This window comes from Streptomyces sp. SID12501, from assembly GCF_010550245.1.
Taxonomy (GTDB): Bacteria; Actinomycetota; Actinomycetes; order Streptomycetales; family Streptomycetaceae; genus Streptomyces.
Genome location: NZ_JAAGLU010000019.1, coordinates 1 through 25738, shown reverse-complemented (window position 1 = coordinate 25738; position 25738 = coordinate 1). Strand labels below are relative to the sequence as shown.

The 25738-nt window shown below is 69.8% G+C and carries 20 protein-coding genes; 12 read left to right on the top strand and 8 right to left on the bottom strand.

All coding sequences use genetic code 11. The features are described from left to right. Positions 1-33: 33 nt before the first annotated feature. Positions 34-2019 carry an N-6 DNA methylase gene (locus G3I71_RS23050; protein ID WP_164316787.1) on the top strand — a complete coding sequence of 662 codons (1986 nt, stop codon included), beginning with the start codon at positions 34-36 and terminating at the stop codon, positions 2017-2019. 827 nt (positions 2020-2846) lie between these two features. Here G3I71_RS23050 and G3I71_RS23045 read toward each other — a convergent pair. The 3 genes from G3I71_RS23045 to G3I71_RS23035 all read right to left on the bottom strand — a co-directional run bounded on the left by G3I71_RS23045 (position 2847) and on the right by G3I71_RS23035 (position 5891). Further along, positions 2847-3329: an SRPBCC family protein gene (locus G3I71_RS23045; protein WP_164316785.1), complete on the bottom strand. Its 483-nt coding sequence runs from the start codon at positions 3327-3329 to the stop codon at positions 2847-2849. Positions 3330-3355: 26 nt separating this feature from the next. Further along, positions 3356-3817 (bottom strand): hypothetical protein, encoded by a 462-nt coding sequence (locus G3I71_RS23040; protein WP_164316783.1) that lies wholly within the window; start codon positions 3815-3817, stop codon positions 3356-3358. 184 nt (positions 3818-4001) lie between these two features. After that, positions 4002-5891, bottom strand: a complete 1890-nt coding sequence (locus G3I71_RS23035) for an ABC transporter ATP-binding protein (RefSeq protein WP_203731124.1) — start codon at positions 5889-5891, stop codon at positions 4002-4004. 167 nt (positions 5892-6058) lie between these two features. On the opposite strand from G3I71_RS23035, the gene G3I71_RS23030 reads away from it, so the two are divergent. From G3I71_RS23030 to G3I71_RS23020, 3 genes are all read left to right on the top strand, one after another. Continuing rightward, a complete protein-coding gene (locus G3I71_RS23030; RefSeq protein WP_164316780.1) occupies positions 6059-7021 on the top strand; it encodes a lysylphosphatidylglycerol synthase transmembrane domain-containing protein in 963 nt (320 codons plus the stop codon). A 70-nt stretch (positions 7022-7091) separates the two neighbouring features. After that, positions 7092-8291, top strand: a complete 1200-nt coding sequence (locus tag G3I71_RS23025) for a GTP-binding protein (protein ID WP_164316778.1) — start codon at positions 7092-7094, stop codon at positions 8289-8291. A gap of 209 nt (positions 8292-8500) precedes the next feature. After that, entirely contained in the window at positions 8501-9652 is a 1152-nt protein-coding gene (locus G3I71_RS23020) for a mechanosensitive ion channel family protein (protein WP_164316776.1), read from the top strand. Between the two features lie 23 nt (positions 9653-9675). Here G3I71_RS23020 and G3I71_RS23015 read toward each other — a convergent pair whose 3' ends face one another. Further along, on the bottom strand, positions 9676-11241 hold the full coding sequence (locus G3I71_RS23015; RefSeq protein ID WP_164316774.1) for a M1 family metallopeptidase: 1566 nt from the start codon (positions 11239-11241) through the stop codon (positions 9676-9678). A gap of 274 nt (positions 11242-11515) precedes the next feature. Here G3I71_RS23015 and G3I71_RS23010 point away from each other — a divergent pair, with 274 nt between their 5' ends. Next, the gene (locus G3I71_RS23010) at positions 11516-13735 is read left to right on the top strand and encodes an NADP-dependent isocitrate dehydrogenase (protein ID WP_164316772.1); all 2220 of its coding nucleotides are present in this window, start codon (positions 11516-11518) and stop codon (positions 13733-13735) included. Positions 13736-13902: 167 nt separating this feature from the next. On the opposite strand, the gene G3I71_RS23005 is transcribed toward G3I71_RS23010, so the two are convergent. Next, entirely contained in the window at positions 13903-14673 is a 771-nt protein-coding gene (locus G3I71_RS23005) for an FCD domain-containing protein (RefSeq protein WP_343243048.1), read from the bottom strand. Between the two features lie 265 nt (positions 14674-14938). Here G3I71_RS23005 and G3I71_RS23000 point away from each other — a divergent pair, with 265 nt between their 5' ends. The 6 genes from G3I71_RS23000 (at position 14939) to G3I71_RS22975 (ending at position 21715) form a co-directional block, all read left to right on the top strand. After that, positions 14939-15835 (top strand): proline iminopeptidase-family hydrolase, encoded by an 897-nt coding sequence (locus G3I71_RS23000; RefSeq protein ID WP_164316770.1) that lies wholly within the window; start codon positions 14939-14941, stop codon positions 15833-15835. 96 nt (positions 15836-15931) lie between these two features. Next, entirely contained in the window at positions 15932-17659 is a 1728-nt protein-coding gene (locus G3I71_RS22995; RefSeq protein WP_164316768.1) for an ABC transporter substrate-binding protein, read from the top strand. Next, entirely contained in the window at positions 17656-18687 is a 1032-nt protein-coding gene (locus G3I71_RS22990; RefSeq protein ID WP_164316766.1) for an ABC transporter permease, read from the top strand. The genes G3I71_RS22995 and G3I71_RS22990 overlap by 4 nt, the downstream gene beginning before the upstream one ends. A gap of 4 nt (positions 18688-18691) precedes the next feature. Continuing rightward, a complete protein-coding gene (locus G3I71_RS22985; protein WP_164316764.1) occupies positions 18692-19660 on the top strand; it encodes an ABC transporter permease in 969 nt (322 codons plus the stop codon). Further along, positions 19653-20690: an ABC transporter ATP-binding protein gene (locus G3I71_RS22980; protein ID WP_164316762.1), complete on the top strand. Its 1038-nt coding sequence runs from the start codon at positions 19653-19655 to the stop codon at positions 20688-20690. The genes G3I71_RS22985 and G3I71_RS22980 overlap by 8 nt, the downstream gene beginning before the upstream one ends. Further along, positions 20687-21715: an oligopeptide/dipeptide ABC transporter ATP-binding protein gene (locus G3I71_RS22975; protein WP_343243047.1), complete on the top strand. Its 1029-nt coding sequence runs from the start codon at positions 20687-20689 to the stop codon at positions 21713-21715. The genes G3I71_RS22980 and G3I71_RS22975 overlap by 4 nt, the downstream gene beginning before the upstream one ends. 57 nt (positions 21716-21772) lie before the next feature. Here G3I71_RS22975 and G3I71_RS22970 read toward each other — a convergent pair whose 3' ends face one another. Genes G3I71_RS22970 through G3I71_RS22960 form a run of 3 tightly spaced genes read right to left on the bottom strand, consistent with a single transcriptional unit; the run spans position 21773 to position 24494 of the window. After that, a complete protein-coding gene (locus G3I71_RS22970; protein WP_343243046.1) occupies positions 21773-22369 on the bottom strand; it encodes a hypothetical protein in 597 nt (198 codons plus the stop codon). Beyond that, on the bottom strand, positions 22366-23010 hold the full coding sequence (locus G3I71_RS22965; RefSeq protein ID WP_164316760.1) for an RNA polymerase sigma factor: 645 nt from the start codon (positions 23008-23010) through the stop codon (positions 22366-22368). Before G3I71_RS22965 ends, G3I71_RS22970 begins: the two co-directional genes overlap by 4 nt. Before the next feature lie 41 nt (positions 23011-23051). Next, the gene (locus G3I71_RS22960; RefSeq protein ID WP_164316758.1) at positions 23052-24494 is read right to left on the bottom strand and encodes a S8/S53 family peptidase; all 1443 of its coding nucleotides are present in this window, start codon (positions 24492-24494) and stop codon (positions 23052-23054) included. Between the two features lie 185 nt (positions 24495-24679). Here G3I71_RS22960 and G3I71_RS22955 point away from each other — a divergent pair. Then, the coding region (locus G3I71_RS22955) for a tetratricopeptide repeat protein (RefSeq protein ID WP_369335573.1) at positions 24680-25738 on the top strand (1059 nt) is incomplete at its 3' end.

Sequence of the window (25738 nt, the reverse complement as noted above, 5' to 3'; positions counted from 1 at the left end):
GGCCCAGCCGCCAAGTACCTCGGAGACTGAACCATGAGTGCCCATGACGCCGTCCCCGTCAGCCTGGCCGAGATCGCCCGGATCGCCGGTGTCGGGCGAGCGGCTGTGAGCAACTGGCGCCGCCGCCACGACTCCTTTCCCACCCGGATCGGGGGCACCGACGTCAGTCCGCAGTTCTCGCTGGCGGAGGTCGAGCAGTGGCTACGGGACAACGGCAAGCTTGGGGACATCGGCGGCAGGGAACTCCTCTGGCCGCGCTTCGAGACACTCGGCAGCCGGAACGAGTCGGGGCTGGCCATCGCCGAGGCGGCCCGCCGGATGCGTTCCTCCAAGGCACGGATCGCCCGTCCCGAGCTCTCCGCGCAAGCCCGTGACCTGGTGGCCCAGGCGGCGAAGGTGGGACGGGAAGAGGGGCCGCGCGAGACTTTCGAGTTCCTGCTGCAACGGTGGCTGGAAACCCATGTCCGGCAGCTCAGTACCACGCCGCCGCAACTCGCCGCGCTGATGGCCCGGATCGCCGACGCCGTCCGCCTCGGTCCGGCGCAGGATGGACTGACCTTCCTCGATCCGGCCTGCGGGACCGGGCACCTGGCCGCCGCCGCCGTACAGGAGTACGACAGCCCGGGGCTTGAGGTACTCGCGTGTGAAAGGGACCCGGCGCTGGCCGCGCTGGCGGCCGGCCGGCTCGAGTTCCTCGGGGAGGGCCGCGACATCCGGACGCGCATCGCCACCGCCGACACACTACGAGACGACCCCTTTGCCGGAGCGAAAGCTGACATCGCACTCTGCAACCCCCCCTTCAACGAACGCGACTGGGGCTACGAGGAGCTCGCCACTGATCAGCGGTGGACACACGGCCTGCCTCCTCGCACCGAGCCCGAACTGGCCTGGGTACAGCACCTGCTCTCCCACCTCAAGCCGGGTGGGGCCGCCGTGATCGTTCTTCCACCGGCCGTCGCGTCACGCAAGGCGGGCCGCCGGATCCGCGGCTCGCTGCTGCGCACCGGAGCGCTCCGCGCGGTCGTCTCCCTGCCCCCTGGCAGCGCACAACCGCACAGCGTGTCACTGCAGTTGTGGATCCTCCGCGCGGCGTCGGACGATCCTGCGGCCGCTCCCCCGAGCCAGAACGCCCTCTTGGTGGACGCCACACGTTTCGCGAGGCCGGGAACGCGCGAGCCGAGCCCCGACTGGGACAGCCTCGGTTCGTTCGTCCTCACCGCGATGTCGACCCTCGACCAGGTGGACCAGGAGCCGCCACAGGGCTCCGTCCACGTCCCCCTGCTCGACCTTCTCGACGACGAGGTGGACGTCACTCCGGGGCGCTACACCGCGGCGACGGCCGAACCGTCCCGTAAGGAACTCGCCGGCAAGTGGGACGAGTTCGGGTCGTTGCTGACCGACCTGGCCGATCATGCGCGGCAGCTGTCCGCACTCGACTTCGAAGCCGGGACGCCACAGACCACGACGACGGTAGGAGACCTCGCCAAAGCCGGGGCACTGACACTGCGCGCCGGCCAGCAGCCGCCGGAGTCGGCCGCAACGGCTCGCGGAGCCATCGTTCCGCTCCTCAGCATCGCCGACCTTCTGCACGACGGTGTCCCCAGTGGGGCTGTCCATACCGGCTCGGCCCCGGCCGTCGCCGAGGAGGGCGACATCGTGGTCGCCGGAGTGGCTCGAGCCTTCAAGGCGTGGGTACACGAAGGCCCGCCGATGGCCGTGGGTCCTCAGCTGTACATCCTGCGGGTGGACGCGGAGAAGCTGGACGCCCACTTCCTCGCCGGTTGCCTTTACGCGCCGGCCAACGGGCGCCAGGCAGGCACCCACGCCTCCAGTTCGTCGAGGGTCGACATCCGGCGTCTCCAGGTGCTCCAGCTTCCCCTGGAGAAGCAGACGGCGTATGCCGAGACGTTCCGTCGTCTTCGGGCCTTCGAAGAACTACTCAGCGCGGCTGGCACTTCGGGCAAAGGGTTGGTGAGCGACATGAGTGACCGGATCGCGGCAGGCGGGCTGACCACCTGACCTCCTGAAGTCATGGTCGTTGCCTCTGTGGTACGGCCCGTGGCCCGGAGAGCGAGCGCGAGAACGCCCATCGTCTCCGCCAGCTCGGCCATGTGCGTTCCGGGGACATTGGCAACCATGCAGCGCACGACACCAAAGACCCCGGTGAGCTGGCCTTCTTCCAACGCCTGGTACGCCGCTCCTTGACGGCGCAGGCAGCCAAAGCGGAGCCCCTGCGCGGGTCGGGTCGTGTCCCGCGTCATGTTGTAGGGGGTCAAGCGTTACGCGTTCCGGTACGAGACCCCTGACGATCTCCGGAAAGGCCGCAGTCAACGAGGCGCCCTGCTGAGGCGAGTTGAGCACTCGGTCTGGCGGAGTCACCGTCCCCGACCTGGGGACTACGGCGCCTTGATCGGCTACACCACACGGCGGGACGCCATCTGGCGGTTCGGCTGTCCCCATCCACCGGGGGAGTCGGGACGTTCCTCTCTCCCACGTAGGGTCCGCACAGTTCGGGGATGCCCACGACTTCAACGGAGATCTCGCGCCTCTCACTTGCGGCGGCCCGGAGTGACGAGTGGCCAGCCAGGTGTCCGCGGCCCAGCAATCGGTGGTCCTGCGCCACGGCTGCGTACATGTTGACCTCGCCGCGTACCAGGTGTTCTGTCTCGGGAGGTTGTGGACGGGTGAGCACCCGGTAATGACGGGGCACGCGGTGGCGGCTGCCGTAGTGCGAACGCTGGGGCGTCTGCCCGCAAAGCGACGAAGGGGTAGACCAGTTCGCCGCAGATCGCCTCCGGCGGGGAACTGGCCTGCCCCTTCACCTTTGCCCTCCACTTTTTACATCCTCACTGCTCCAGCGCCGCCTTCAAGCGCCCCAGGGTCGCCCGCATCCCCGCGGTGTTCGCCTTGTGCCGTACCGCCGGCTTGGTGCCCGTGAAGAATCCGAGCAGTTCGGCCGGCCGGCCCTTGCGTCCCGTACGCAGGTCCTCCCAGTACTCGGTGACCCGGGTGCCGTCCTCCTCGGCCGCGAAGCGGTATCCCCAGAGCGCGATCGGCAGGCCGAAGCTGGTGACGCGGAAGGCGAAGTCGCGGCCCTCCTCGGCGCGGACGACACGGCAGTCGGTGAACCAGAGCCAGAGGCCCTTGCGGTTGAAGCCGGTGAACCTGGTGCCCCGGGTGACCGGACCACGGCCGTGCACCCAGACCCCGATGCACTCCGGGGAGAACGTGGCCATCTTCCGTACATCGCTGATCGTGCGGTAGGTCCACTCGGGAGTGGCGTGCACCAGCACGCTCTCCTCGACCTGCCATCTGCGTTCCTCGGACACGTCCCACGACTCCCGTTCGCTCGCTGTCAGGCCTTGCTGAACACGAGTACGGCGTTCTGGCCGCCGAACCCGAAGGAGTCGCTGACCGCGACCTCGACCGGCAGCTCGCGGCCCGCCTTGGCCACCACGTCCAGGTCGGCCTCCGGATCGAGGTTCTCCGGTTTCGCGGTGGGCGGGACGAAACCGTTCTCGATCGTGAGCACCGTGGCCACGGCCTCGATCACGCCTGCGGCGCCGAGCGCGTGACCGACCACCCCCTTGCTGGATGTTACCGCCGGGTGCTGTCCGACGACCCTGCGGATCATGCGCGCCTCGGACACGTCGTTGAGCGGCGTGGAGGTGCGGTGCGCGTTGACGTGAGTGACGTCCGTGCCGGCGACTCCGGCGTCCGACAGAGCGCTGCGGACGGCGAGTTCGGCACCGGCGCTCAGTGGGTCGGGCGCCGTGGCGTGGTGGGCGGCGGCCGAGGCTCCGTATCCGCTGACCATGGCCCGTTTCCGGGCGCCGGAGGGGATCACGAAGAGAGCCGGTTCAGGGTTACCTGCCAAGGCTGTCCCGGGGAGGGCCTCCCCGTCGTCGTCCCCCTGGTGGCGATCCGCCCTACCGAAACGGGAGGAGCACCTACAGGAACCGCAGTATGTCCGTGCCGTTTTCGCGGGCCGTCCCCCATGTCTAAACGGCCTCCGTCACCTCTGCCCGCTCGCCGGGCCGGTGCGCGAACTGCGTCCGGTACAGCTCCGCGTACCGCCCGTCCAGGGCCAGCAGTTCGTCGTGCGTGCCGCGTTCCTGGATCTGTCCGGCCTCGATCACGAGGATCAGGTCGGCCGCCCGGATCGTGGACAGACGGTGGGCGATCACCACGGCCGTGCGGTCCGCGAGGGCCTCCGCCAGGGCCTCCTGGACCGCCGCCTCCGAGGTGTTGTCCAGGTGCGCCGTCGCCTCGTCGAGGATGACGACGCGCTGGCGGGCCAGCAGCAGCCGGGCGATGGTCATGCGCTGTCGTTCGCCGCCGGAGAGGCGGTAGCCGCGTTCACCGACCACCGTTTCCAGGCCGTCGGGCAGGGAGCGGACCAGGTCGTCGAGGCGGGCCCGGGTCAGCGCCGCCCACAGTTCGTCGTCCGTCGCCGTGGGGCGGGCCAGCACCAGGTTGGCACGCACGGAGTCGTGGAAGAGGTGGCCGTCCTGGGTGACCATGCCGAGGGTCGCACGCAGGGAGGCGGCGCTCAGATCACGGACGTCGACGCCACCGATGCGTACGGCGCCCTCGTCGGTGTCGTACAGGCGGGGCAGGAGTTGTCCGATGGTCGACTTTCCGGCGCCGGAGGTACCGACCAGGGCGATCGTCTGGCCGGGTTCGGCACGGAAGCTGACTCCGTGGAGGACCTCCGTGCCGCCCCTGGTGTCCAGGGCGGCCACCTCCTCGAGGGAGGCGAGGGAGACGCGGTCGGCGGCGGGGTAGGCGAAGCGGACGTTGTCGAACTCCACCGCGACCGGACCCTCGGGGACCTCGCGGGCATCCGGTTTCTCCTCGATGAGGGGCTTCAGGTCGAGCACCTCGAAGACGCGCTCGAAGCTCACCAGGGCGCTCATCACCTCGACGCGCGCCCCCGCGAGCGACGTGAGCGGCGCGTACATGCGGGTCAGGAGCAGGGCGAGTGAGACGACCGCGCCCGGTTCCAGGGTGCCGCGCAGCGCGAACCAGCCGCCGAGCCCGTACACCAGGGCGAGCGCCAGGGCCGACACCAGGGTGAGGGCGGTGATGAAGACCGACTGCGCCAGGGCCGTCCGTACGCCGATGTCACGTACCCGGCGGGCGCGGGCCGCGAACTGGGCGGACTCCTCGTCGGGCCGTCCGAAGAGCTTGACGAGGGTGGCGCCGGGGGCCGAGAAACGCTCGGTCATCCGGGTGCCCATCGACGCGTTGAGGTCGGCGGCCTCACGCTGGAGCCTGGCCATGCGGCTGCCCATCCGCCGGGCGGGGATCACGAACACCGGCAGCAGCATCAGGGCGAGCAGGGTGATCTGCCAGGACAGGGTGAGCATCACGGCGAGCGTGAGCACCAGGGTGACCAGGTTGCTCACCACACCGGACAGGGTGTTGCTGAACGCGCGCTGCGCGCCGATGACGTCGTTGTTGAGCCGGGACACCAGCGCTCCCGTGCGGGTGCGGGTGAAGAACGCGACCGGCATGCGCTGCACATGATCGAACACAGCCGTCCTCAGATCGAGGATCAGCCCCTCCCCGAGCGTCGACGAGAGCCAGCGGCCGAGGATCCCGAGGACCGCCTCGGCGACCGCGATGACCGCGATGAGCAGCGCGAGCCGAATGACAGTGCTCTCGTCGCCCCCCGACACGATCGTGTCGACAACGCGGCCCGCGAGGACGGGGGTGGCGACGGCGAGCAGCGCGGTGAGCACGCTCAGGACGACGAAGCGGATGATGCGGCGGCGGTGCGGACGTGCGAACTCCGCGATGCGGCGCAGGGTCGCGCGGGCGAAGGGGCGCTTGTCCTCCTGGGAGTTCATGACGCTGTGCAACTGCATCCAGGCGGTGGTCTCCATACTCATGGCTGTGACCGTACGACCTCAAGCGGCCTTGAGGTCAACGACGACAGAAAGGACGACAGAAGGGGGGATCCTGTGTCTCCTCGTGCCGTTGCCCGGCGCGTCGGCCGGTGGCCGTGCGCCCGCAACCCGGTGTTGGTGCGGTACGGAGAACCTGTCCCGTTGTGACAGCGGTTCTCTCTCCCCCGGCCCGGCGCCGACGCATACCGGTGCGGCAGGTCCTGTGCCTGCTCCCGCTCCTCCTGGTCGGCGTGGTCGCGGTGCGCCACCGGCAGGTGCTCGTCGAGGGCTTCGGGTATCTGGCGTCGGCCAAGTGGCCCTGGCTGCTGGCGGCGGCCGGGGCGACCTGTCTGACCTGGGTGGCCGCCGCCGTCAGCCGGCAGGGAGCCGTCGTCGAGCGGCTGCCTCGGCTGCGGCTGCTCGCCACGCAGTTCGCGGCCGGCTCGGCCAACCACCTGTTGCCGACGGGGCTCGGCGCGGGCGCGGTCAATCTGCGGTTCATGACCGTGTGCGGTCTGCCGCCGGCCCGTTCCTCGGCGGCGCTCGCCCTGTATCTGCTCGCGGAGGTCGTCGGCCGGCTGGGCCTGCTGGCCGCGCTGCTGATCGCGTTCCCGCACGCCCTGCGGTTCGGAAGTCTCGTTCCCGGCACGGCACTCGGCCCGTTGCTCGTCGGCATCTGCGTGGTGCTGTCGGCGGCGGTCGGCGCGCTGGTGTGCGTACGGCGGCTGCGCACGGCCGCCCTCTCCTTCCTCCGCACGGCGCTCGGCGAGGCCCGTTCCGTGCACACGCGGCCATCCCGGGCACTGGCGCTGTGGGGCGGCTCGCTGGCGTTCCCGGCACTGCAGGCCGCCGGACTGGCCGCGGTGGCAACGGCGTTGGGACTGCCGGTGCCGGCCTGGCACGTGGCGCTCGCGTACCTCGCCGCGACGGTCGCCGTCGCGCTGATCCCCACTCCCGGCGGTATCGGCTCCGTCGAGGCGGCGCTGATCGTGGCTCTGGTCGCGGTGGGCGGGCCGGTGGCCGTCGCGACGGCGGTGGTGCTGGCGTTCCGGATCATCACCGTCTGGGTGCCGCTGCTGCCGGGGGCGTTGACTCTGGGGGCGCTGGTGCGGCTGAAGGTGATCTGACGGTCGTCTCGGGACGGCATCTCGCCAGTCGCTTGTGAAAATGGTTTCCAATAAGCTAGCGTCCGGAGACATGTCCACCACTTCCAGTGACCCTCGCCTGCCCGTGACCGTGCTCTCCGGTTTCCTCGGCGCCGGAAAGACGACACTGCTCAACCACGTGCTCGGCAACCGTCAGGGCCTGCGGGTCGCGGTCATCGTGAACGACATGAGCGAGATCAACATCGACGCGTCCCTCGTCCGGGACGGCGGCGCCCTCTCCCGCACGGAGGAACGACTGGTCGAGATGACCAACGGCTGCATCTGCTGCACCCTCCGGGACGACCTCCTGGAGGAGGTCGAGAAACTGGCCCGCGCGGGCCGATTCGACTACCTGCTCATCGAATCGTCCGGGATCTCGGAACCCATGCCCGTCGCCGCCACCTTCGCCTTCGCCCGCGACGACGGCGCGAGCCTGCTGGACGTCTCGCGCCTGGACACCATGGTCACGGTCGCGGACGCCGTGAACTTCCTGCCCGAGCTGGACCGCGGCGACGACCTGCTGGAGCGCGGGATCACCCCGGTCGAGGGCGACGAGCGCACGGTGAGCGATCTCCTCATCGACCAGATCGAGTTCGCCGACGTCATCCTCCTCAACAAGACGGACCTGGTCCCCGAGGAGACGGCCGACCGTCTGGAGGCGACCCTGCGGCGCCTCAACCCGGCCGCCCGCGTCCACCGCACCGTCCACGGCACGATCGACCCTGCCGAACTCCTCGGTACGGGTCTGTTCGACCTGGAGAAGGCCGAGCAGGCGCCGGGCTGGGTGGCCGAGTTGAACGGGGACCACGTGCCGGAGACCGAGGAGTACGGCATCTCCTCGCTCGTACTGCGCGACCCGCGCCCCTTCCATCCGGGCCGCCTCTGGGACCTGCTCACCGGTCCGCTCGACGCGGGCCACTTCGGCCAGGTCCTGCGCTCCAAGGGCTTCTTCACCCTCGCCTCCCGCCCCGGCACCACGGGCCTGTGGTCACAGGCGGGCTCGGTGGCCCGCTTCGAGCCGATCGCCTCGGGTGATGCCATGGGTACCGAATCCCCTGTACAGGGACAGGAGTTGGTGTTCATCGGCACCGATCTGCGCCGCCAGTCGCTGCGACTGGCGCTGTCGTGCTGCCTGTTGACGGAGGAGGAACTGGCCACATACGCAGCGGACTTGGCGCACACGGCGTACGAGGACCCCTTCCCCGCGTGGGAGGTGCACCCGGCGGACGTCTGCGATGCGCTCCCCGTCTGAGCTGCTCAATGGCGGGTTTGCCACTGCTCGGTGACGATCGGTCGGCCGGATGCGGCAGGATGAGCGGTCGCCGGATGTCGTACAGACGTCCGGTCGTTGATCGCGTATCCAAGACTTTTCGCACATTCGAACAGGTGGCAAGTGACGAGACTTCACATCCGGCCGTCGGTGGCGCGGGGCGCCGCGGAACCACTCCTCGGAGGTGAGCGATGAAGCGAGACCTCACCGTGGACGATCTGGTCGTCGCGGGCATCGCCCTCGCCGTGGGCCTGCTGGCGGCCTTCCTGCTGCGTATGCTCCTGCGCTGGCTGGGCAGGCACGCGGACCGCACCCGCTGGAGCGGGGACGACGTCATCGTGGACGCGGTGCGCACGGTGGTGCCGTGGTCGGCGTTCACCGGTGGCGTGGCGGTCGCCGCCGCGGCGCTGCCGCTGACGAAAACCGTCGGGCACAACGTCAACCAGACACTGACCGTGCTCCTGATCGGCGTCACGACGCTCACGGTGGCCAGAGTGGTCGGCCGGCTGATGAGTGCCGTCACCCAGTCCCGGTCGGCGGTCGCCGGCTCGGCGACGATCTTCGTCAACATCATCAGGGTCGTCATCCTGGCCCTGGGCTTCCTCGTCATGCTCCAGACGTTCGGCGTCTCCATAGCGCCGATGCTCACCGCCCTGGGCGTCGGCGGTCTGGCCGTCGCGCTCGCCCTCCAGGACACCCTCGCCAACCTCTTCGCGGGTATCCACATCCTCGCCTCGAAGACCGTCCAGCCCGGTGACTACATCAAGCTGAGCAGCGGCGAGGAAGGGTACGTCGTCGACATCAACTGGCGGCAGACGACGGTCCGCCAGCTCTCCAACAACCTGGTCATCATCCCGAACGGGCAGCTCGCCGGGACCAACATGACCAACTTCAACCGCCCCGAGGAGATGCTGACGATCCTGGTCCAGGTCGGCGTCGCCTACGACAGCGACCTGGAGCAGGTCGAGCGGGTCACCTGCGAGGTCGTGACCGAGGTGATGACGGAGATCACCGGCGCCGTCCCGGAGCACGAGGCGCTGGTGCGCTTCCACACCTTCGGCGACTCACGGATCGGCTTCACGGTGATCCTGGGGGTCGGCGAGTTCAGCGACCAGTTCCGGATCAAGCACGAGTTCATCAAGCGCCTGCACAGGCGCTACCGGGCGGAGGGCATCAGCATCCCGGCGCCCGCACGCACGGTCGCCCTGCAGCATGGCGCCGTCGTCATTCCGCAGCAGCGGGGCGGCCACACGGAACCCGACCTGGGGCTCGGCGCGGAGCAGGGCGGACCGGCGTCCACCCTGCTCGGCGAACTCGACAAACTCAACAAGACCGACAGATGAGACTCACGTCTCGGCGGACAGGCTCAGAGGGTCGCGGAGTTGTCGTGATGGCCGGCCGTGCGGTTCTGCGGCGCGATCAGTGACGTGGTCACCGGGGTGACCGTCCAGTCCGGGTGACCGGGCATCCGCGGTGTCGTCGTGCCGTACAGCCAGTCCCGCAGGAAGCCGGAGAGGTCCTGGCCGGCGATCTCGGAGGCGACCGAGATGTAGTTCTCGGTCGTCGCCGAGGCGTTGCGGTAGCGGTCGAGGAAGGTGCGCTCGATCGTGCTGAAGGTGGCCTCGCCGACGAACTGGCGCAGCGCGTAGAGGACGAGGACGCCGCCCAGATAGCGCTGGCTGTCGAACAGGTTGGCCTCGTTGGGGGCCGCGACCGGTCCGGAGGTGCGGCGCCACTGGTCGCCGCGCGCGTACGTGTTCTTCATACGCGCTTCCATGGTGGTCAGGCCGAGGGAGTCGGTCCAGCCGCGCTCGTAGCGGTAGAGCAGTCCGTAGAAGTCGGCGTGCCCCTCGTTGAGCCACAGGTCGGCCCAGGTGCCGGGGCTGACGCTGTTGCCGAAGTAGGAGTGGACCAGCTCGTGCATCATGTGCGAGCCGATGAACCTCTCCGCCTGGAGAAGGTAGTTCGGCTTGTAGAGCGTGAGGGTCTGCGTCTCCAGGCCGGTGAAGTCGAAGGCGGCCGGGTCGTCGGAGTTGCACGGCAGCAGGCCGTACGTCTCGAACGGGTAGGCGCCGAGCCGCTGTTCGAGCCACGCCACCAGGCCCGGGGTGAGCGCCAGCGCCGGCTCGAGGGCCTCGGCGCGCGCGACCGGGACGACGTCCCGCAGCGGCAGCCCGTTCGGGCCCTGCCGGTCCTTCACCACGTAGTCGCCGACGGTTATCTGCACGAGCTCGGTGGCGATCGGCGAGCGCGAGCGGTAGGAGTACGCGGTCCGGTCACCGTCCAGGGTCTCCGTGCGCACGAGGATGCCGCTCGCGACTCCGCGCAGGCTGCTCGGCACGGTGATCCGGAACGTGAAATCGGCCTTGTCGACCGGGTGGTCGTTGCACGGGAAGACGGTGTGCGCGGAGTTGGGCTGCGGGCACACCGCGAAGCCGTCGACGGTGGGGACCCAGGCGGTGTGGGTCAGGGCGCGGCGCGGGTCGGCGCCGTACTCGACGCAGATGGTCGTCCGGGTCTGCGCCGGCAGCGCCCGGGAGGGCGTGATCCGCAGTTTCTCGTCGACCTGCTCGTACGTGGCCGCACGGCCGCCGACGCGGACGGAGCGGATGTCCAGGCCGAGGGCGTCGAGGGAGAGGCGGCTCAGGTCCTGGGTGGTGCGGATGCGCAGGGTCGCCTCGCCCTCGACCAGCTTGGTCGTGGCGTCGTACGCGAGGTCGAGGTGGTAGGCGTCGACGCGGTAGCCGTCGTTGCCGAGACTCGGGTAGACGGGGTCACCGAGGGTCTCGGGGCCCGGGGCTGCGGCGTCTTTCACGCCGGCCGTTCTGGACGTCCCCCCGGACGCCGCGTGGGCGGAGGGGGCCAGGGTGGTGGCCGCCGCCGTACCGAGCAGGGCTGCCGCAGGGGCCGTCAGTCTGGTGCGATATCTCATGGGTCGCTTTCACTCGGGCGCCCGGGTGGTCAGGTCCGGCCGTCGATCAGGTGTGCGGGTCTACCCCCTAGACCACAAGATCGGCGGAGTCGGTTGCCTGAATCCGCACGGAATTTCGATCGGGTTCCGAACCGGATCCGATCGGTTCCATACCGGTCCGTGTCGAGTTCCGTACCGATCCGTGTCGAGTTCCGTGCGGACCCCTGTCGAGTGAGAGCCGGGCAGGAGATATCTTGATGTCGAGCAATGTTGCAGACGTGGAGCGGAGCACCCGGTGACTGACTCGACCATCATCTACACGCACACTGACGAGGCGCCCGCACTGGCGACCCACTCGTTCCTGCCCGTGATCCAGGCGTACGCCTCGCAGGCCGGGGTGAACGTCGAGACCCGGGACATCTCGCTGGCCGGCCGCATCATCGCCGTCTTCCCCGAGTTCCTGGAGGAGGGCCAGCGCATCGCGGACGCCCTCGCCGAGCTCGGCGAGCTGGCGAAGACGCCCGGGGCGAACATCATCAAGCTGCCGAACGTGTCGGCCTCGATCCCGCAGCTCAAGGCGGCGGTCGCCGAGCTGCAGAGCCAGGGCTACGCGCTGCCCGACTACCCGGACGACCCGAAGTCGGACGAGGAGCGCGACATCCGCGCCCGCTACGACAAGATCAAGGGTTCCGCCGTGAACCCGGTGCTGCGCGAGGGCAACTCCGACCGCCGCGCCCCCGCCTCGGTGAAGAACTACGCCAAGAACCACCCGCACCGCATGGGCGCCTGGACCCCCGAGTCCAGGACGAACGTGGCGACGATGGGCGAGAACGACTTCCGCTCCACCGAGAAGTCCGCGGTGATCTCCGAGGCCGGTTCGCTGCGCATCGAGCTGGTGGGCGAGGACGGCTCGACCAGCGTCCTGCGTGAGTCCGTACCCGTCCTCGCGGACGAGGTCGTCGACGCCTCCGTCCTGCACGTCGCCGCGCTGCGCGAGTTCCTCACCGCGCAGATCGCCCGCGCCAAGGCCGAGGGTGTGCTGTTCTCCGTGCACCTCAAGGCCACGATGATGAAGGTCTCGGACCCGATCATCTTCGGCCACGTCGTACGCGCGTTCTTCCCGAAGACGTTCGCGCAGTACGGCGAGACGTTCGCGGCGGCCGGTCTGTCCCCGAACGACGGTCTCGGCGGCATCTACAAGGGTCTGGAGGCGCTGCCCGAGGGCGCCGCGATCAAGGCGTCCTTCGACGCCGAACTGGCCGAGGGCCCCGCGCTGGCCATGGTCGACTCCGACAAGGGCATCACCAACCTGCACGTCCCGTCCGACGTCATCGTCGACGCCTCGATGCCGGCCATGATCCGCACCTCCGGCCACATGTGGGGCCCGGACGGCCAGGAGGCCGACACTCTCGCGGTCCTCCCGGACTCCTCCTACGCCGGCGTCTACCAGGTCGCGATCGACGACTGCCGCGCCAACGGCGCCTACGACCCGTCGACCATGGGCTCGGTCCCGAACGTCGGTCTGATGGCGCAGAAGGCCGAGGAGTACGGCAGCCACGACAAGACCTTCGAGATCCCGGCCGCCGGTACGGTCCGGCTCGTCGACCAGGCCGGCAACGTGGTGATCGAGCAGCCGGTCGCCGCCGGTGACATCTTCCGCGCCTGCCAGACCAAGGACGCCCCGATCAGGGACTGGGTGAAGCTGGCCGTCACCCGTGCCCGCGCGACCGGCTCACCGGCCGTGTTCTGGCTCGACGAGACCCGCGCGCACGACGCCAACCTGATCGCCAAGGTCAACGCCTACCTGCCGGAGCACGACACCGAGGGCCTGGACATCCGCGTCCTGAACCCGGTCGAGGCGACCAAGCTGTCGGTGGAGCGCATCCGGCGCGGCGAGGACACCATCTCCGTCACCGGCAACGTGCTGCGCGACTACCTGACCGACCTGTTCCCGATCCTGGAGCTGGGCACCAGCGCCAAGATGCTGTCGGTCGTCCCGCTGATGGCGGGCGGCGGCCTGTTCGAGACGGGCGCCGGCGGCTCCGCCCCGAAGCACGTCCAGCAGCTCGTCAAGGAGAACTACCTGCGCTGGGACAGCCTGGGCGAGTTCTTCGCACTTGCGGCCAGCTTCGAGCACCTCGCCACGACCACGGGCAACGCGCGCGCCCAGGTCCTCGCCGACACCCTCGACCGGGCGACGGCGACCTTCCTCAACGAGGACAAGTCGCCGACCCGCCGCGTCGGCGGGATCGACAACCGGGGCAGCCACTTCTTCCTGTCGCTGTACTGGGCGCAGGAGCTGGCGGCGCAGAGCGATGACGCGGAGCTGGCGAAGTCGTTCGCCTCGTTCGCCGAGGCGCTCAGCGCCAACGCGGACGCCATTGTCGGTGAGCTGATCGCCGTTCAGGGGAAGCCTGTTGACATCGGTGGGTACTACCAGCCGGACGTTGAAAAGGCCAAGACGGTCATGCGTCCTTCGGCGACTTGGAACGAGACGCTGGCGACACTGAGCTAGTGCCTGCGGCGCCTAAGCGGTTCGGGTAGGCGGTTCGTCAGCTGCGGGCCGGTGGGGGCTTGTCGCGCAGTTCCCCGCGCCCCTTCAGGGGCGCGGTTCCGCACCCGAGTTCACAGGGCTCACCGATCGGCCCCCGGCACGCGCACCTGCGTCCCGGGGGCCGATCGTCATGCCTGGCCGGCGTTCCTGACCCTGGCCAGTACGTCGCGGATCATGTCCGCGCTGATCGTGAAGTGCTCGCGGGCGATCTCTTCCGCCCGCTCCGGTTCACCGGCCGCGACCGCCTCGTAGAGGTCCTTGTGGTCCTCGCCGCCCCTGTGGAAGTGGGTGCGCTCTCCCTTGCCCCAGGGTTCGACCGGGAAGCCGAGGCTGGCCCGGGCCAGCAGGTCGCGGCTGAGCATGGAGATCTGGGGGTTGTGCGTGGCGTCGCAGATGCTGCGGTGGAAGGCGCTGTCGGCGGCGTGTTCCTCGCGCGGGTCGCGCGCGGACAGATAGGCGGTCAGGGCGTCACTCATGGGTACGAGGTCCTCGGGGCGTCGGCGCCGGGCCGCCGTCGCCGCCACCATTCCCTCCACCAGCCCACGCAGGTCGAAGAGTTGCTCGAACTCCGCCCAGCGCGGCACGAGAGTGCGCCGGACGGCGGCACCGGAGGACTCGCTCCAGCTGTCGCGCACGTAGGCACCGCCGTTGCGGCCCCGGCGGATCTCGATGACGCCGACCGCCTGGAGCCGGCCGACCGCCTCACGCACCGTGGGACGGCTCACCCCCAGCAGCGTGATCAGCTCGCGCTCGACCGGCAGCCGCTCCCCCGGCAGGAAGTCGCCCACGGCGATGGCGGTGAGCAGCCGGTCGGAGACCTCGTCGACCGCCGAGGCCACCCGCACCGGGCGCAGTTCGGGCGAGGGGGCGCCACCGCCGGACAGGACACGGTCGAACACCCGCGAGAACTCGTCCCCGGCACCTGATCGTTCTGGCGGCGCAGGCGGTTGTGGTGACTCCGATGCGACGGTCAGCGGTCCTCCCCGGTCGGTCGCGGGTTCCGGGCGCGTGAACGCGCAGTTACTTCTGCCGGGTCACCGCTAAAAGGTCTTAAAAGGTCTTGTGGACTGAGCATTTACCCAAAGAGTATGTCAGCCATCCCCGGACACCAATCCTTTTCAGACACTGACTGGCTTGATTCTGCCTGCCCTCGGAGGCTCCTCAGTGGCGATTCCCGAACCGAACCACACCGGGACCATCGACTTCAACGGCTGGTCCACCTGGTACCGCATCACCGGCGAACCCGGCAGGACACCGCTGGTGGTCCTGCACGGCGGCCCCGGTGCCGGTCACGACTACACGCTGCGCATCACCGGCATCGCCCAGCAGGGCCGCCCGGTCGTGCACTACGACCAGCTCGGCATCGGACGGTCCACCCATCTGCCCGACAAGGGCGCCGACTTCTGGACCGTCCAGCTCTTCCTCGACGAACTCGACAACCTGCTACGGAAGTTGGACATCGCCGACGCCTACCATCTGCTCGGCCAGTCGTGGGGCGGCATCCTCGCCGCCGAGCACGCCGTGCGCCGTCCGGCCGGGCTGCGCGGTCTGGTCATCGCCAACTCCCCCGCCTCCATGGAGCTCTGGCTGGCGGGCGCCGCCGAACTCCGCTCCGCGCTCCCGCCCGAGGTCCAGGAGACCCTGCTCGTCCACGAGGCGGCCGGGACCACCGACCACCCCGACTACCACGCCGCCGAGCAGGTCTTCTACGAGCGCCATGTGTGCCGTACGGTCCCGGCGCCCGCCGAGGTCCAGGCGACCTGGGACAACATCGCGGCCGACCCGACCGTCTACCACACGATGAACGGGCCGAACGAGTTCCATGTCATCGGGACCATGAAGGAGTGGTCGGTCGTCGACCGGCTGCATTTGATCGACGCGCCGACCCTGCTGGTGTCCGGCCGCTACGACGAGGCGACACCCGACACACTCCGGCCCTTCGCCGACCTCATCCCCGATGTGCGCTGGCACATGTTCGAGCACTCCAGCCATATGCCGCACGTCGAGGAGGAGGAGCTGTACCTCCGGATCGTCGGCGACTTCCTCGACTCCACCGACTGAGTCCCCGGCCCCAGTCCCCCTCAGCCCTCAGCCCTCAGCCCTCAGCCCTCAGCCCTCAGCAGCTTCAGCACCCGCTCCACCGACGGGAGTTCCCCGATGACCCGGATCACCAGACGCACCGCCCTCGCCGCCGTGACCGCCGCCCTCGCCCTCACCGCGACCGCCTGTTCGTCCTCCGACGACGGCGGCTCGTCCGACCCGACCTCCACCGCCAGCGGCGGCACCCAGTCGGCCGCGTTCCAGCCCGCGCACAAGGGCGGCACGCTGAAGCTGGTCGCCCACGCAGCCGCCGGGACCTTCGATCCGCAGGTCAACTACACGCTCCAGTACTGGCAGTTGTACCAGTCGATGTACGACGGTCTGCTGGCGTTCAAGAAGACCGACGGCCAGCAGTCGTTCACCGTGGTCCCGGATCTGGCAGCGGCCATGCCGGTGGTCAGCAACGGCGGGAAGACGTACACCTTCACCCTCCGCAAGGGGATCAGGTTCTCCACCGGGAAGGCGGTGACCACCGACGACGTGGTGGCGTCCTTCCAGCGGATCTTCAAGGTGTCCAGCCCGACCGCGGGCACCTTCTACAACGGGATCGTCGGCGCGGACGCCTGCCTGAAGACGCCGGCGTCCTGCACGCTCACCAAGGGCGTCGTCGGTGACGCGGCGGCCGGCACGGTCACCGTCAACCTGACGGCGCCGGACCCGGAGTTCCCGTACAAGCTGGCCGTTCCGCACGCCAGCATCGTGCCGAAGGACTCGCCGACGAAGGACGCGGGCACCGAGCCGCTCCCCACAACCGGCCCGTACATGGCGGCCTCGTACGACCCGAACCGGGCGCTGAAGCTGGTGCGCAACCCGTACTTCAAGGAGTGGTCGCGCGAGGCGCAGCCCCAGGCATACGCCGACAACGTCGACTACACCTTCGGGCAGACCGTCGAGTCCGAGGTGACCGCCGTCCAGAACGGCTCGGCGGACTGGATGTTCGACCCGCCGCCCGCCGACCGTCTGAACGAGATCGGCACGCAGTACGCCTCCCAGGCGCACGTCAATCCGCTGACCGCGTTCTGGTACGTCACTCTGAACGTCAACTCTGCCCCGTTCAACAACAAGTTGGCGCGCCAGGCCATCAACTGGGCGGTCGACCGGGACGCGGTGGTCGGGCTGTACGGCGGCAAGAACCTCGCCTCGCCCGCGTGCACGATCCTGCCGCCGGGCTTCCCCGGGCACGTCGACAAGTGCCAGTACACCAAGGGCGGCGGGACAACCTGGTCGGCGCCGGACCTCGCCAAGGCGAAGGCGCTGGTCAAGGAGTCGGGGACGGCCGGTCAGGAGGTCGGCATCGTTGTCAGCGACGACGAGGTCAACAAGTCGATCGGGCAGTACCTGCAGAGCCTGCTGACCCAGCTCGGCTACAAGGCGACGCTCAAGCCGCTGTCCGCGAACATCCAGTTCACGTACATCCAGAACACCAAGAACAAGGTGCAGTTGGCGCTGACGTCCTGGTACCAGGACTATCCGGCCGCCTCCGACTTCCTCAACGTGCTGCTGTCCTGCGCCTCGTTCCACCCGGGCAGTGACTCCAGCATCAACATCGCCGGGTTCTGCGACAAGGGGATCGACGCCCGGATGCAGACCGCGCTGAAGACCGGGCAGACCGACCAGAAGGCCGCCGACCAGCAGTGGGGCACGATCGACCAGGACATCATGGCGCAGTCGCCGGTGGTCCCGGTGATCAACCCGAAGATCATCGACTTCACGTCGAAGCGGGTCGGCAACTACCGGTTCAGCAAGCAGTTCTACATGCTCGTCGGGCAGCTGTGGGTCAAGTGAGCAGCGCAGCAACCCAGTTGGCATCCCCCACGACCCGGCGACGTTCGCCGGGCCCCTGGCGGACCGCCGCCGCCGACCTGTTGCGCAACAGGTCGGCGGTGGCCGCGGCCCTCGTTCTGCTCGCCGTCGTCGCGGTGACGCTGTGCGCCCCGCTGTACGCCGACCACATCGCGCACACCGACCCGTTCCAGTCCCATGTCTCCGGGACGACCGTCGTGAACGGGAAGACCGTGCCGGTACTCACCCCGAGCAGCACCGGGCTCGGCCTCGGCGTCACACCCATCGGCCCCACCTGGGACTTCGGCCACTACTTCCTCGGCGCCGACAACCAGGGCCGGGACGTCATGGCCCGGCTGCTGTACGGCGGCCGTACCAGCCTGTTCATCGGGGTCACGGCGGCGCTGCTGTGCTGTGTCCTCGGTACGGCCGTCGGGGTCCTCGCCGGGTACGCGGGCGGGGTCGTCGACGCGGTCATCTCCCGTGTCCTGGACGTCATCTGGGCCTTCCCGGTGTATCTGCTGGCCATCTGTCTGTCCGTCGTCCTGCTCACCGACGGGCTCAGCCTCGGACCGGTCACCGTCGAGGCCGGGAGCCTGTGGCTGCCGGTCGTGATCATCGCGGCGATCTATGTCCCGTACGTGGCCCGGCCGATGCGCGGGCAGGTGCTGGTGCTGCGGAACAAGGAGTTCATCCAGGCGTCCATCGGGTCGGGCGCGCCCGCCCTGCGGGTGATGCGCCGGGAGGTGCTGCCGAACGTGCTGCCCACGGCGATCGTGTTCCTGCCGCTGATGACCGCGCTGGCGATGCTCACGGAGTCGGCGCTGTCCTTCCTGTCCGTCGGAGTCCAGCCGCCCGACGCCAGTTGGGGCACGATCATCGAGGACGGCCTCGGACTGCTGTACACCCGCCCGACCGTGACCATCGCCCCCGGGCTGCTCATCGCGCTGACGACAGCCGCCCTCAACGTCCTCGGCGACGGGGTTCGCGACGCCCTCGACCCGAACGCCCGACTGCGCGGAGGGGTGTGATCCGATGCTGTACTTCGCGCTCCGGCGCTTCCTGTCCGCCCTGCTGGTGATGTTCGCGATCAGTGTGCTGGTGTTCCTGATCTTCTTCGCCACCCCGGGAGTCGACCCCGCCGCCCGTATCGCGGGCCGCAACGCCGACCCGGCCACCCTCGCCCAGGTACGTCACTCCTTCGGCCTCGACCGGCCGCTGCCCGTCCGCTATGTGCTGATGATGCGGCACCTGTTGATCGACCGGGACCTGGAGTCGTTCGTCAACCGCGGCTCGAAGGTCATCCCGCAGATCGTGCAGGCCATGCCGGTGACGCTGTCGCTGGTGATCGGCGCGGCGGTCATCTGGATGACGGTCGGCATCCTCATGGGCACGGCGGCGGCCGCGCTGCGCGGCACGGCCGCCGACCCGCTGATCATGCTGGTGGGCGTCGTCGGCGTCTCACTGCCCGCCTACTGGCTCGGCGAGGTCGTCAACCTCCTCACCCAGAAACGTCTGCACGACTCGGTGTTCTCCTGGGTGCCACCGCCCGGGTACGTGGAGCTGGGCAAGGACCCCGGCCAGTGGGCGCTGCACCTGCTCTTCCCGTGGCTGACCCTGGCGCTGCTGTACGCCGGCATCTACGCCCGGCTGCTGCGCGGCGAGATCGTCAGCGCACTCGGCGAGGACTACGTACGCACCGCTCGGGCCAAAGGCCTCTCGGAGCGGCGGATCCTCGTCCGGCACGCGCTGCGCTGCTCGCTCATCCCGATCGTGTCGCTGTTCGGCCTGGACTTCGGCGCGCTGGTGGGCGGGGCGGCCCTGCTCACCGAGGTCGTCTTCGGCCTGCCCGGCGTCGGCAAGCTCACCTTCGACGCGCTGCAGAACCTGGACCTGCCCGTGATCATGGGGACGGTCATGTACGCGGCGTTCTTCGTGGTCCTCGCCAACGCGCTGGTCGACATCCTGTACGCGCGACTCGATCCGAGGGCCCGCCATGCCTGAGCCACTGCAGACGCCGCAGCCCCTGCTGGACGTACGGGATCTGCGGATCTCCTTCCGCACGCGCACCGGCACGGTGACGGTCGTCGACGGGCTCTCCTTCTCGGTCGACCCCGGCGAGATCCTGGGCGTGGTCGGCGAGTCAGGCTCGGGCAAGAGCGTCTCGATGCTGGCCGTGCTGCGGCTGCTGACCAGCCCCAACGTCACCGTCACGGGCGAAGTCCTCTTCCGTGGGCGGGACTTGCTGACTCTCCCCGACAAGGAGATGCGGTCGGTGCGCGGCCGGGAGATCTCGATGGTCTTCCAGGACCCGATGACCGCGCTGACGCCGGTCTACACGGTCGGCCGGCAGATCGCCGAGCAGATCCGGGCGCACGAGAAGGTGTCCAGGAAGGAGGCTCTCGCCCGGGCGGTCGGGCTGCTGTCGGACGTGGGCATCCCGGACGCCGGTTCGCGGGTCCACGCCTACCCGCACGAGTTCTCGGGCGGTATGCGGCAGCGGGCGGTCATCGCGATGGCCCTCGCCTGCGGTCCGGCGCTGCTGATCGCCGACGAGCCGACGACCGCGCTCGATGTGACGATCCAGGCCCAGATCCTCGACCTGATGCGGGAGTTGAACGCGCGCGGTTCGGCGGTGGTGCTCATCACGCACGACATGGGGGTGGTGTCCGAGATCGCCGACCGGGTGCTGGTCATGTACGGCGGGCGGGCGGCCGAGGAGGGTCCGCGCCAGGCCGTGTTCCACGGCCCCCGGCATCCGTACACCTGGGGGCTGCTCGACTCGGTGCCCCGGGTCGGCGGGCCGAGGCTGCGCCGGCTGCCCACCATCGCGGGCGTGCCCGTGTCGCCGGACAGTGTGCCGGCGGGGTGCGCGTTCGCGCCGCGCTGCCCGGCGCGGCACGACCTGTGCGACGAACGCCCGGTGCTGCGGGGGGAGTCGGGGCACCTCGACGCCTGCTGGCTGCCGGACGGGGAGCGCGCGTCCGCCCGTACGGCGCACTCGACAGCGGACGACAGAAAGGCGGCGCCGTGACAGCGGACCCCCAGACCGGAATCGGCGACGCCGACGTGCTGCTGCGCGCCACTGACGTCACCAAGCACTACCCCCTGCGCGGCGACTCCCTCACCCGGCGCCGCAAGGTGCTGCGGGCCGTGGACGGGGTCTCGCTGGAGGTGCGCGGGGGTGAGACCCTCGGCATCGTCGGCGAGTCCGGCTGCGGCAAGTCGACACTCGGGCGCTGTCTGGTCCGGCTCACCGACATCACCGGCGGGCGGGTCGAGTTCGACGGGCAGGACATCACCAAGCTGTCCGCGCGCTGGCTGCGCCCCGTACGACCGGGGATACAGCTCGTCTTCCAGGACCCGCAGGCCTCCCTGAACCCACGCCGTCGCGCCGGGGACATCGTCGCCGAGCCACTGCTCATCCACCGTTACGGGGATGGCGCCGCCGTCCGGCGCCGGGTGGCCGAACTGTTCGACGTGGTGGGGCTGGCGGCGGCCCATCTGGACCGGTATCCGCACGAGTTCTCCGGCGGTCAGCGTCAACGCATCGGTATCGCGCGGGCGTTGGCAACTTCTCCGAAGCTGATCGTCGCGGACGAACCGGTGTCAGCGCTCGATGTGTCGATCCAGGCGCAGGTGCTGAACCTGTTCGCCGACCTCCAGGACGAGTTCGGGCTGACGTACGTCTTCATCGCGCACGACCTGGGTGTGGTCCGTCACGTCTCGGACCGGATCGCGGTCATGTATCTCGGCGAGATCGTCGAACTCGCCGACACGGAGACGCTGTACGGGGCTCCCGCGCACCCCTACACCGAGGCGCTGATGTCGGCGGTGCCGGAGATCGACGACGGGACCGGCGCCCCGGACGCGCCGCGCCGGGAGCGGATCGTCCTCACCGGGGACGTGCCCAACCCCGTGGCAAAACCGGCCGGTTGCACCTTCCACACGCGGTGTCCGTACGCGCGGGAGGTGTGCGCGGTGGAGCGGCCCCGGCTGGTCACGACGGCAGCGGGGAGCGCGGTCGCCTGCCACTACCCGCTGGTCGCGGTGGGTTGACGGCGGAGTTCGGGGGCGGGTCCGCAGCGGATCCGCCCCCGGCAGTCGTGCGTCGTGTCAGACGCGCAGCCACTCCGTCATGACGACCTCCGCGTCCGTGCGCAGCCGGAGCGCGAAGGGGCCGGTGACGTGCAGGTCGCCGGTGAAGCGGCCCATGTCGTCGGCGGTGAGGGTGGGCGGTGAGGCGAGCTGCGGACCGCTCAGCACCTCGATCCTGACCTCCTGCGGCGGCAGCACCTGCCCCATCAGCCCGTGCGCGGTCACCTCGATGTCGACCGTCAGTTCATCCGTGTGGAAGGTCAGCATGCGGGGTGGGTCCTCAGCGCCTCTGACGGGGATGCCGTGGACGAGCGAGTCGAAGGTCAGCTCGGCAAGTCGGGTGTCGAGCGAGTACAGGGCGTAGGCCTCCACGGCGGTCTGCTGGAGCTGTGCCGGGACCGGATCCATGATCGCGGCGGCCTGGCGCAGCGTTTCTTCCAGGAGGTCGTTGTCCAGCGAGTCGTCGCCCTCGAACTCCCCCAAGTCGTCAGTCTCGCCGTCCAGTTCGTCATCGGCGTCGAAGCCGTTCATATCGTCGGTGGCGTTCATGTCGGCCGTGCCGTCCATATCGTCGGAGTCGTGGGGTAATCCGTCGTTGTCGTGCGCGTCGTTCACAGCACCCCCCGGGCGGCGAGCCGTACCCGCAGCCGGCGCAGGCAGCGCTGGCGCAGGGGGCCGATGCTGCCGACCGCGATGCCGAGGCCGGCGGAGATCTCCTGGTAGCTCGGTGGCGGCGTGGACATCAGGATGCGCAGCAACTGCCTGCAACGGGCGCCGAGTTCCTCGAACTCCTGCCATAACTGCCGGATGCGATCCGCCTCGGCGGAGGCCTCCTCGGACTGGATCACCCGCTGCTCGGGCGTACGGTCGTCGCTGATCCGGTCGAGCAGTTGGGCGTCGTCCGTCGGTGTCATCCGGTGGCTGCTCTTGATGACCTTGAGGCACTCGTGCCGTGCGGTGCTCGCGAGCCACGAACCGGCCTTCTCCGGTTCACGGATACGGCCCAGGTGCTGGGCGAAGCGGAACCAGACGGTCGAGTACACCTCGTGCGCGTCCGCGTCGGACAGCCGGTGGGCGCGCGCCACCGACCACACCAGTGGGCTCAACCCCTCCACCAGCGCCTTCCAGCCCGCCGCGTCACCGTCGACGGCGGACTGGACCAACGCGCCGACCGCAGCTCGGTCCACGTCCCCACCCCTCGTGTACGGCCAGTCATCGTACGCCGTGGAAGGGGGTGCTCCACTCGTCCTGCGCATGGTCCTCACTCGATTTGTCCTTGTACGGAGGCCTGTTGACCTCATATGGCGGGCGGGATGCTCGCGACCGGCACCGGGCTCCACGTGGGCGGGATCAGCGCGGGTACCACTGCGCCCCGGACCTCCGCGAACTCGGTGTTCGCCGCGAGGAGTTGCTGCCGGGCGACGCGCGGGTCGGCCTCCTTGTGCGCGGTCATGTGGGCGGCGATCAGCGCGGCGACCACCGGGGTGGCGAACGAGGTACCGCTCCACTGTACGAACCCCTCGAACACCACCTGGTCCGGGGTGCCCGAGGTCGTCTCGTGGTCCCCCGAGAGCACGCCGAGGTGCTGGGGGTCCTGGCAGGTGCAGGCGTAGGTGAAGTGGTGGCGGCAGGTGCCGTACGTGCTGTGCTGGTAGATGTACGGCACCGGCGCCTGGAAGCCGGTGAGCGCGCCGGTGAGCCGCTCGCCGGGGGCGTAGACCTTCACCCAAGCGCCGTGGTTGGTGAAGCAGGCGCCGAACTCGCCGTCGCTGCGCAGGGCGCCGACGGAGATCACGGACTGGGCGTACTCGGGCTTGTCGGCGTAGGCGGCGGGCCAGAAGGGGGTGGCGCTGGCGTTGTTCCCTGCCGCGGCGACCAGCAGGGTGCGCGGCTGCTCGCGCAGGGCCTCCATGAACGCGGCGAGGCCGAGCAGGCCTTCCGTACTGCCGTTCGACGTGCCCGCGGAGAGGCTGATGATGGCCGGCCAGCCGTCGCGTTCGACGGCCTCGAAGAGCTTGTCGCCGAACTCGGACTCCAGGATCGCGCCGGCGTCGTTGAGGGTGTTGCGGGAGACGATGTCCGTGTTGGGGGCGACGGCCGCGACGAGCCCCGAGATGAACGTGCCGTGCCCGGCGTACTGCTGGAGCACTCCGTTCGCGTCGCACTCGTCCGTCTGGGGGTCGCCCTGGACGTGGGCCATCGCCGGGTAGGACGCGTAGTCGTGCATCAGGCCGGTGTCGATGACCAGGACGCCGACGGCGCTGTCCGCGTCGTAGCCGCTCTCCGCCACCGCCGGGTTGGGCCCCGCGGTGTACGGGACGGGCACGGGCTCGTCGCCGGGGCAGGCGTTGACGCCGGCGATGTGCACCACGTGGTTGCGGCTGACCAGGCGGCGCCCCGCGTTGCCCTCCGTCTGCCTCAGCGCGTGCAGCGCGCCCGCCACCGCGCGGTCGCCGCGCCTGTCGCCCTGGGCCGGATCGCCGACCTGGATCCGGGTGATGCCCGACCGGTTGGTCTCCGGGCTCGCCCGGCGCACCTCTTCGGCGATCAGACCGGCGGACGCGGTGAAGTGCGCGCGTACGGCGTCCTCGACGATCCGCGCCTCCTCGCCGTCGCGGGCCAGGACGACGCCCTTCTCGTAGATGAACTCGGCTGAGTCGTCCGGCCCCATCGCCAGCTCGACGCCGGGCATGGAGCGCTGGATCTGGTCGAACTGCTCCTGGAAACGCTGAGGTGCCATGGAATGTCCTCCCCCTTGAGCCGATCCCCTGTTGCCGTAATTGAGAGCCGCCGTGCGGCCGCGTGATACAGGGGCCGCGACACGTTCGTCGATTTCGTTGATACAGGGATCGATCAGGGATGGACAGCGAGTTATCCATGGCCAAACCTGTATGACGCGAGGCGCGGAGCACTACCATCCGTTGGGTGACAGCGGGAAGCGACACGGTTCTCGAACTACTGCCGATGGTGTTCGCCCGCCCGAAGGACGCCCTCGCGCGCGCGGAGAACGTCCTCGGCAGCGATCCGACACCGTTTCACGCCTCGGTCGCCCATCAGGTGATCGGTATGTGGCAGCGGGACTTCGGCGACATGCGCGTCGCCCTGCGTCATCTGCGGCGCGCGCGTGATCTCGCGGCGGACGCCGGATCGGCGGAGCGCGAGGCGGACGTTCTCGGCACGCTCGGTGTCGCGCTGGTCCACGCGGGCCGTACCCGGCAGGGCCTGGAGGCGTTCGAGCAGGGCGTCGACCGGGGTACGGGCCATACACGCGCGCGCGTGCTGTACCGGCGGGCGTACGCGTGGTGGGTGCTGGGGCATCACCGCGAGGCGCTGGACGACGTACGTCGGGCCATTCCCGTGCTGCGGCAGGCGGACGACACCATCTGGACGGCGCGGGCGCTGACCCTGCGGGCCACCGTGCATCTGGCGCTCGGCCGCCCCGAGCGGGCCGACGCCGACTTCACCGCCGCCGAACAGCTGTGGGACACCACCGGCCAGGAGCACGACAAGGCCGACGTCGTCGAGAGCCGGGCGCTGGCCGCGTACCGGGCCGGCGACATCCCCGCGGCGCTGCGCCTGTTCGACGAGGCGGCCGAGCGGTACGCCCGGCTGGGCACGCCGATCTTCATGTTCTACATCCGTCGCTGCGAGGTCCTGATGGCCGCCGGGCTGGCCCGCGAGGCGGTCATGGAGGCCGATGCGGCGCTCGGTGTGCTCGACGGCATCGGCGGGCAGAGCACCCGCAAGGCGGAGCTGCTGCTGACCGCCGCGAAGGCCGCCCGGCTCGCGGACGATCCGCAGACCGCGATCGCCCGCGCGGCCGTGGCCGTACGTCTGTTCGCCGGGCAGCGGCGCAGCTGGTGGGAGGCGCACGCCCGGCTGGTGCTGTTGGAGGCGCGGGTCGCGACCGGGCGGACGTCGGGTCGGCTCGTCGCGGACGCGGCGGCGCTGGCCGACCGGCTCGCAGCCTTCGGCTCGCCGGCC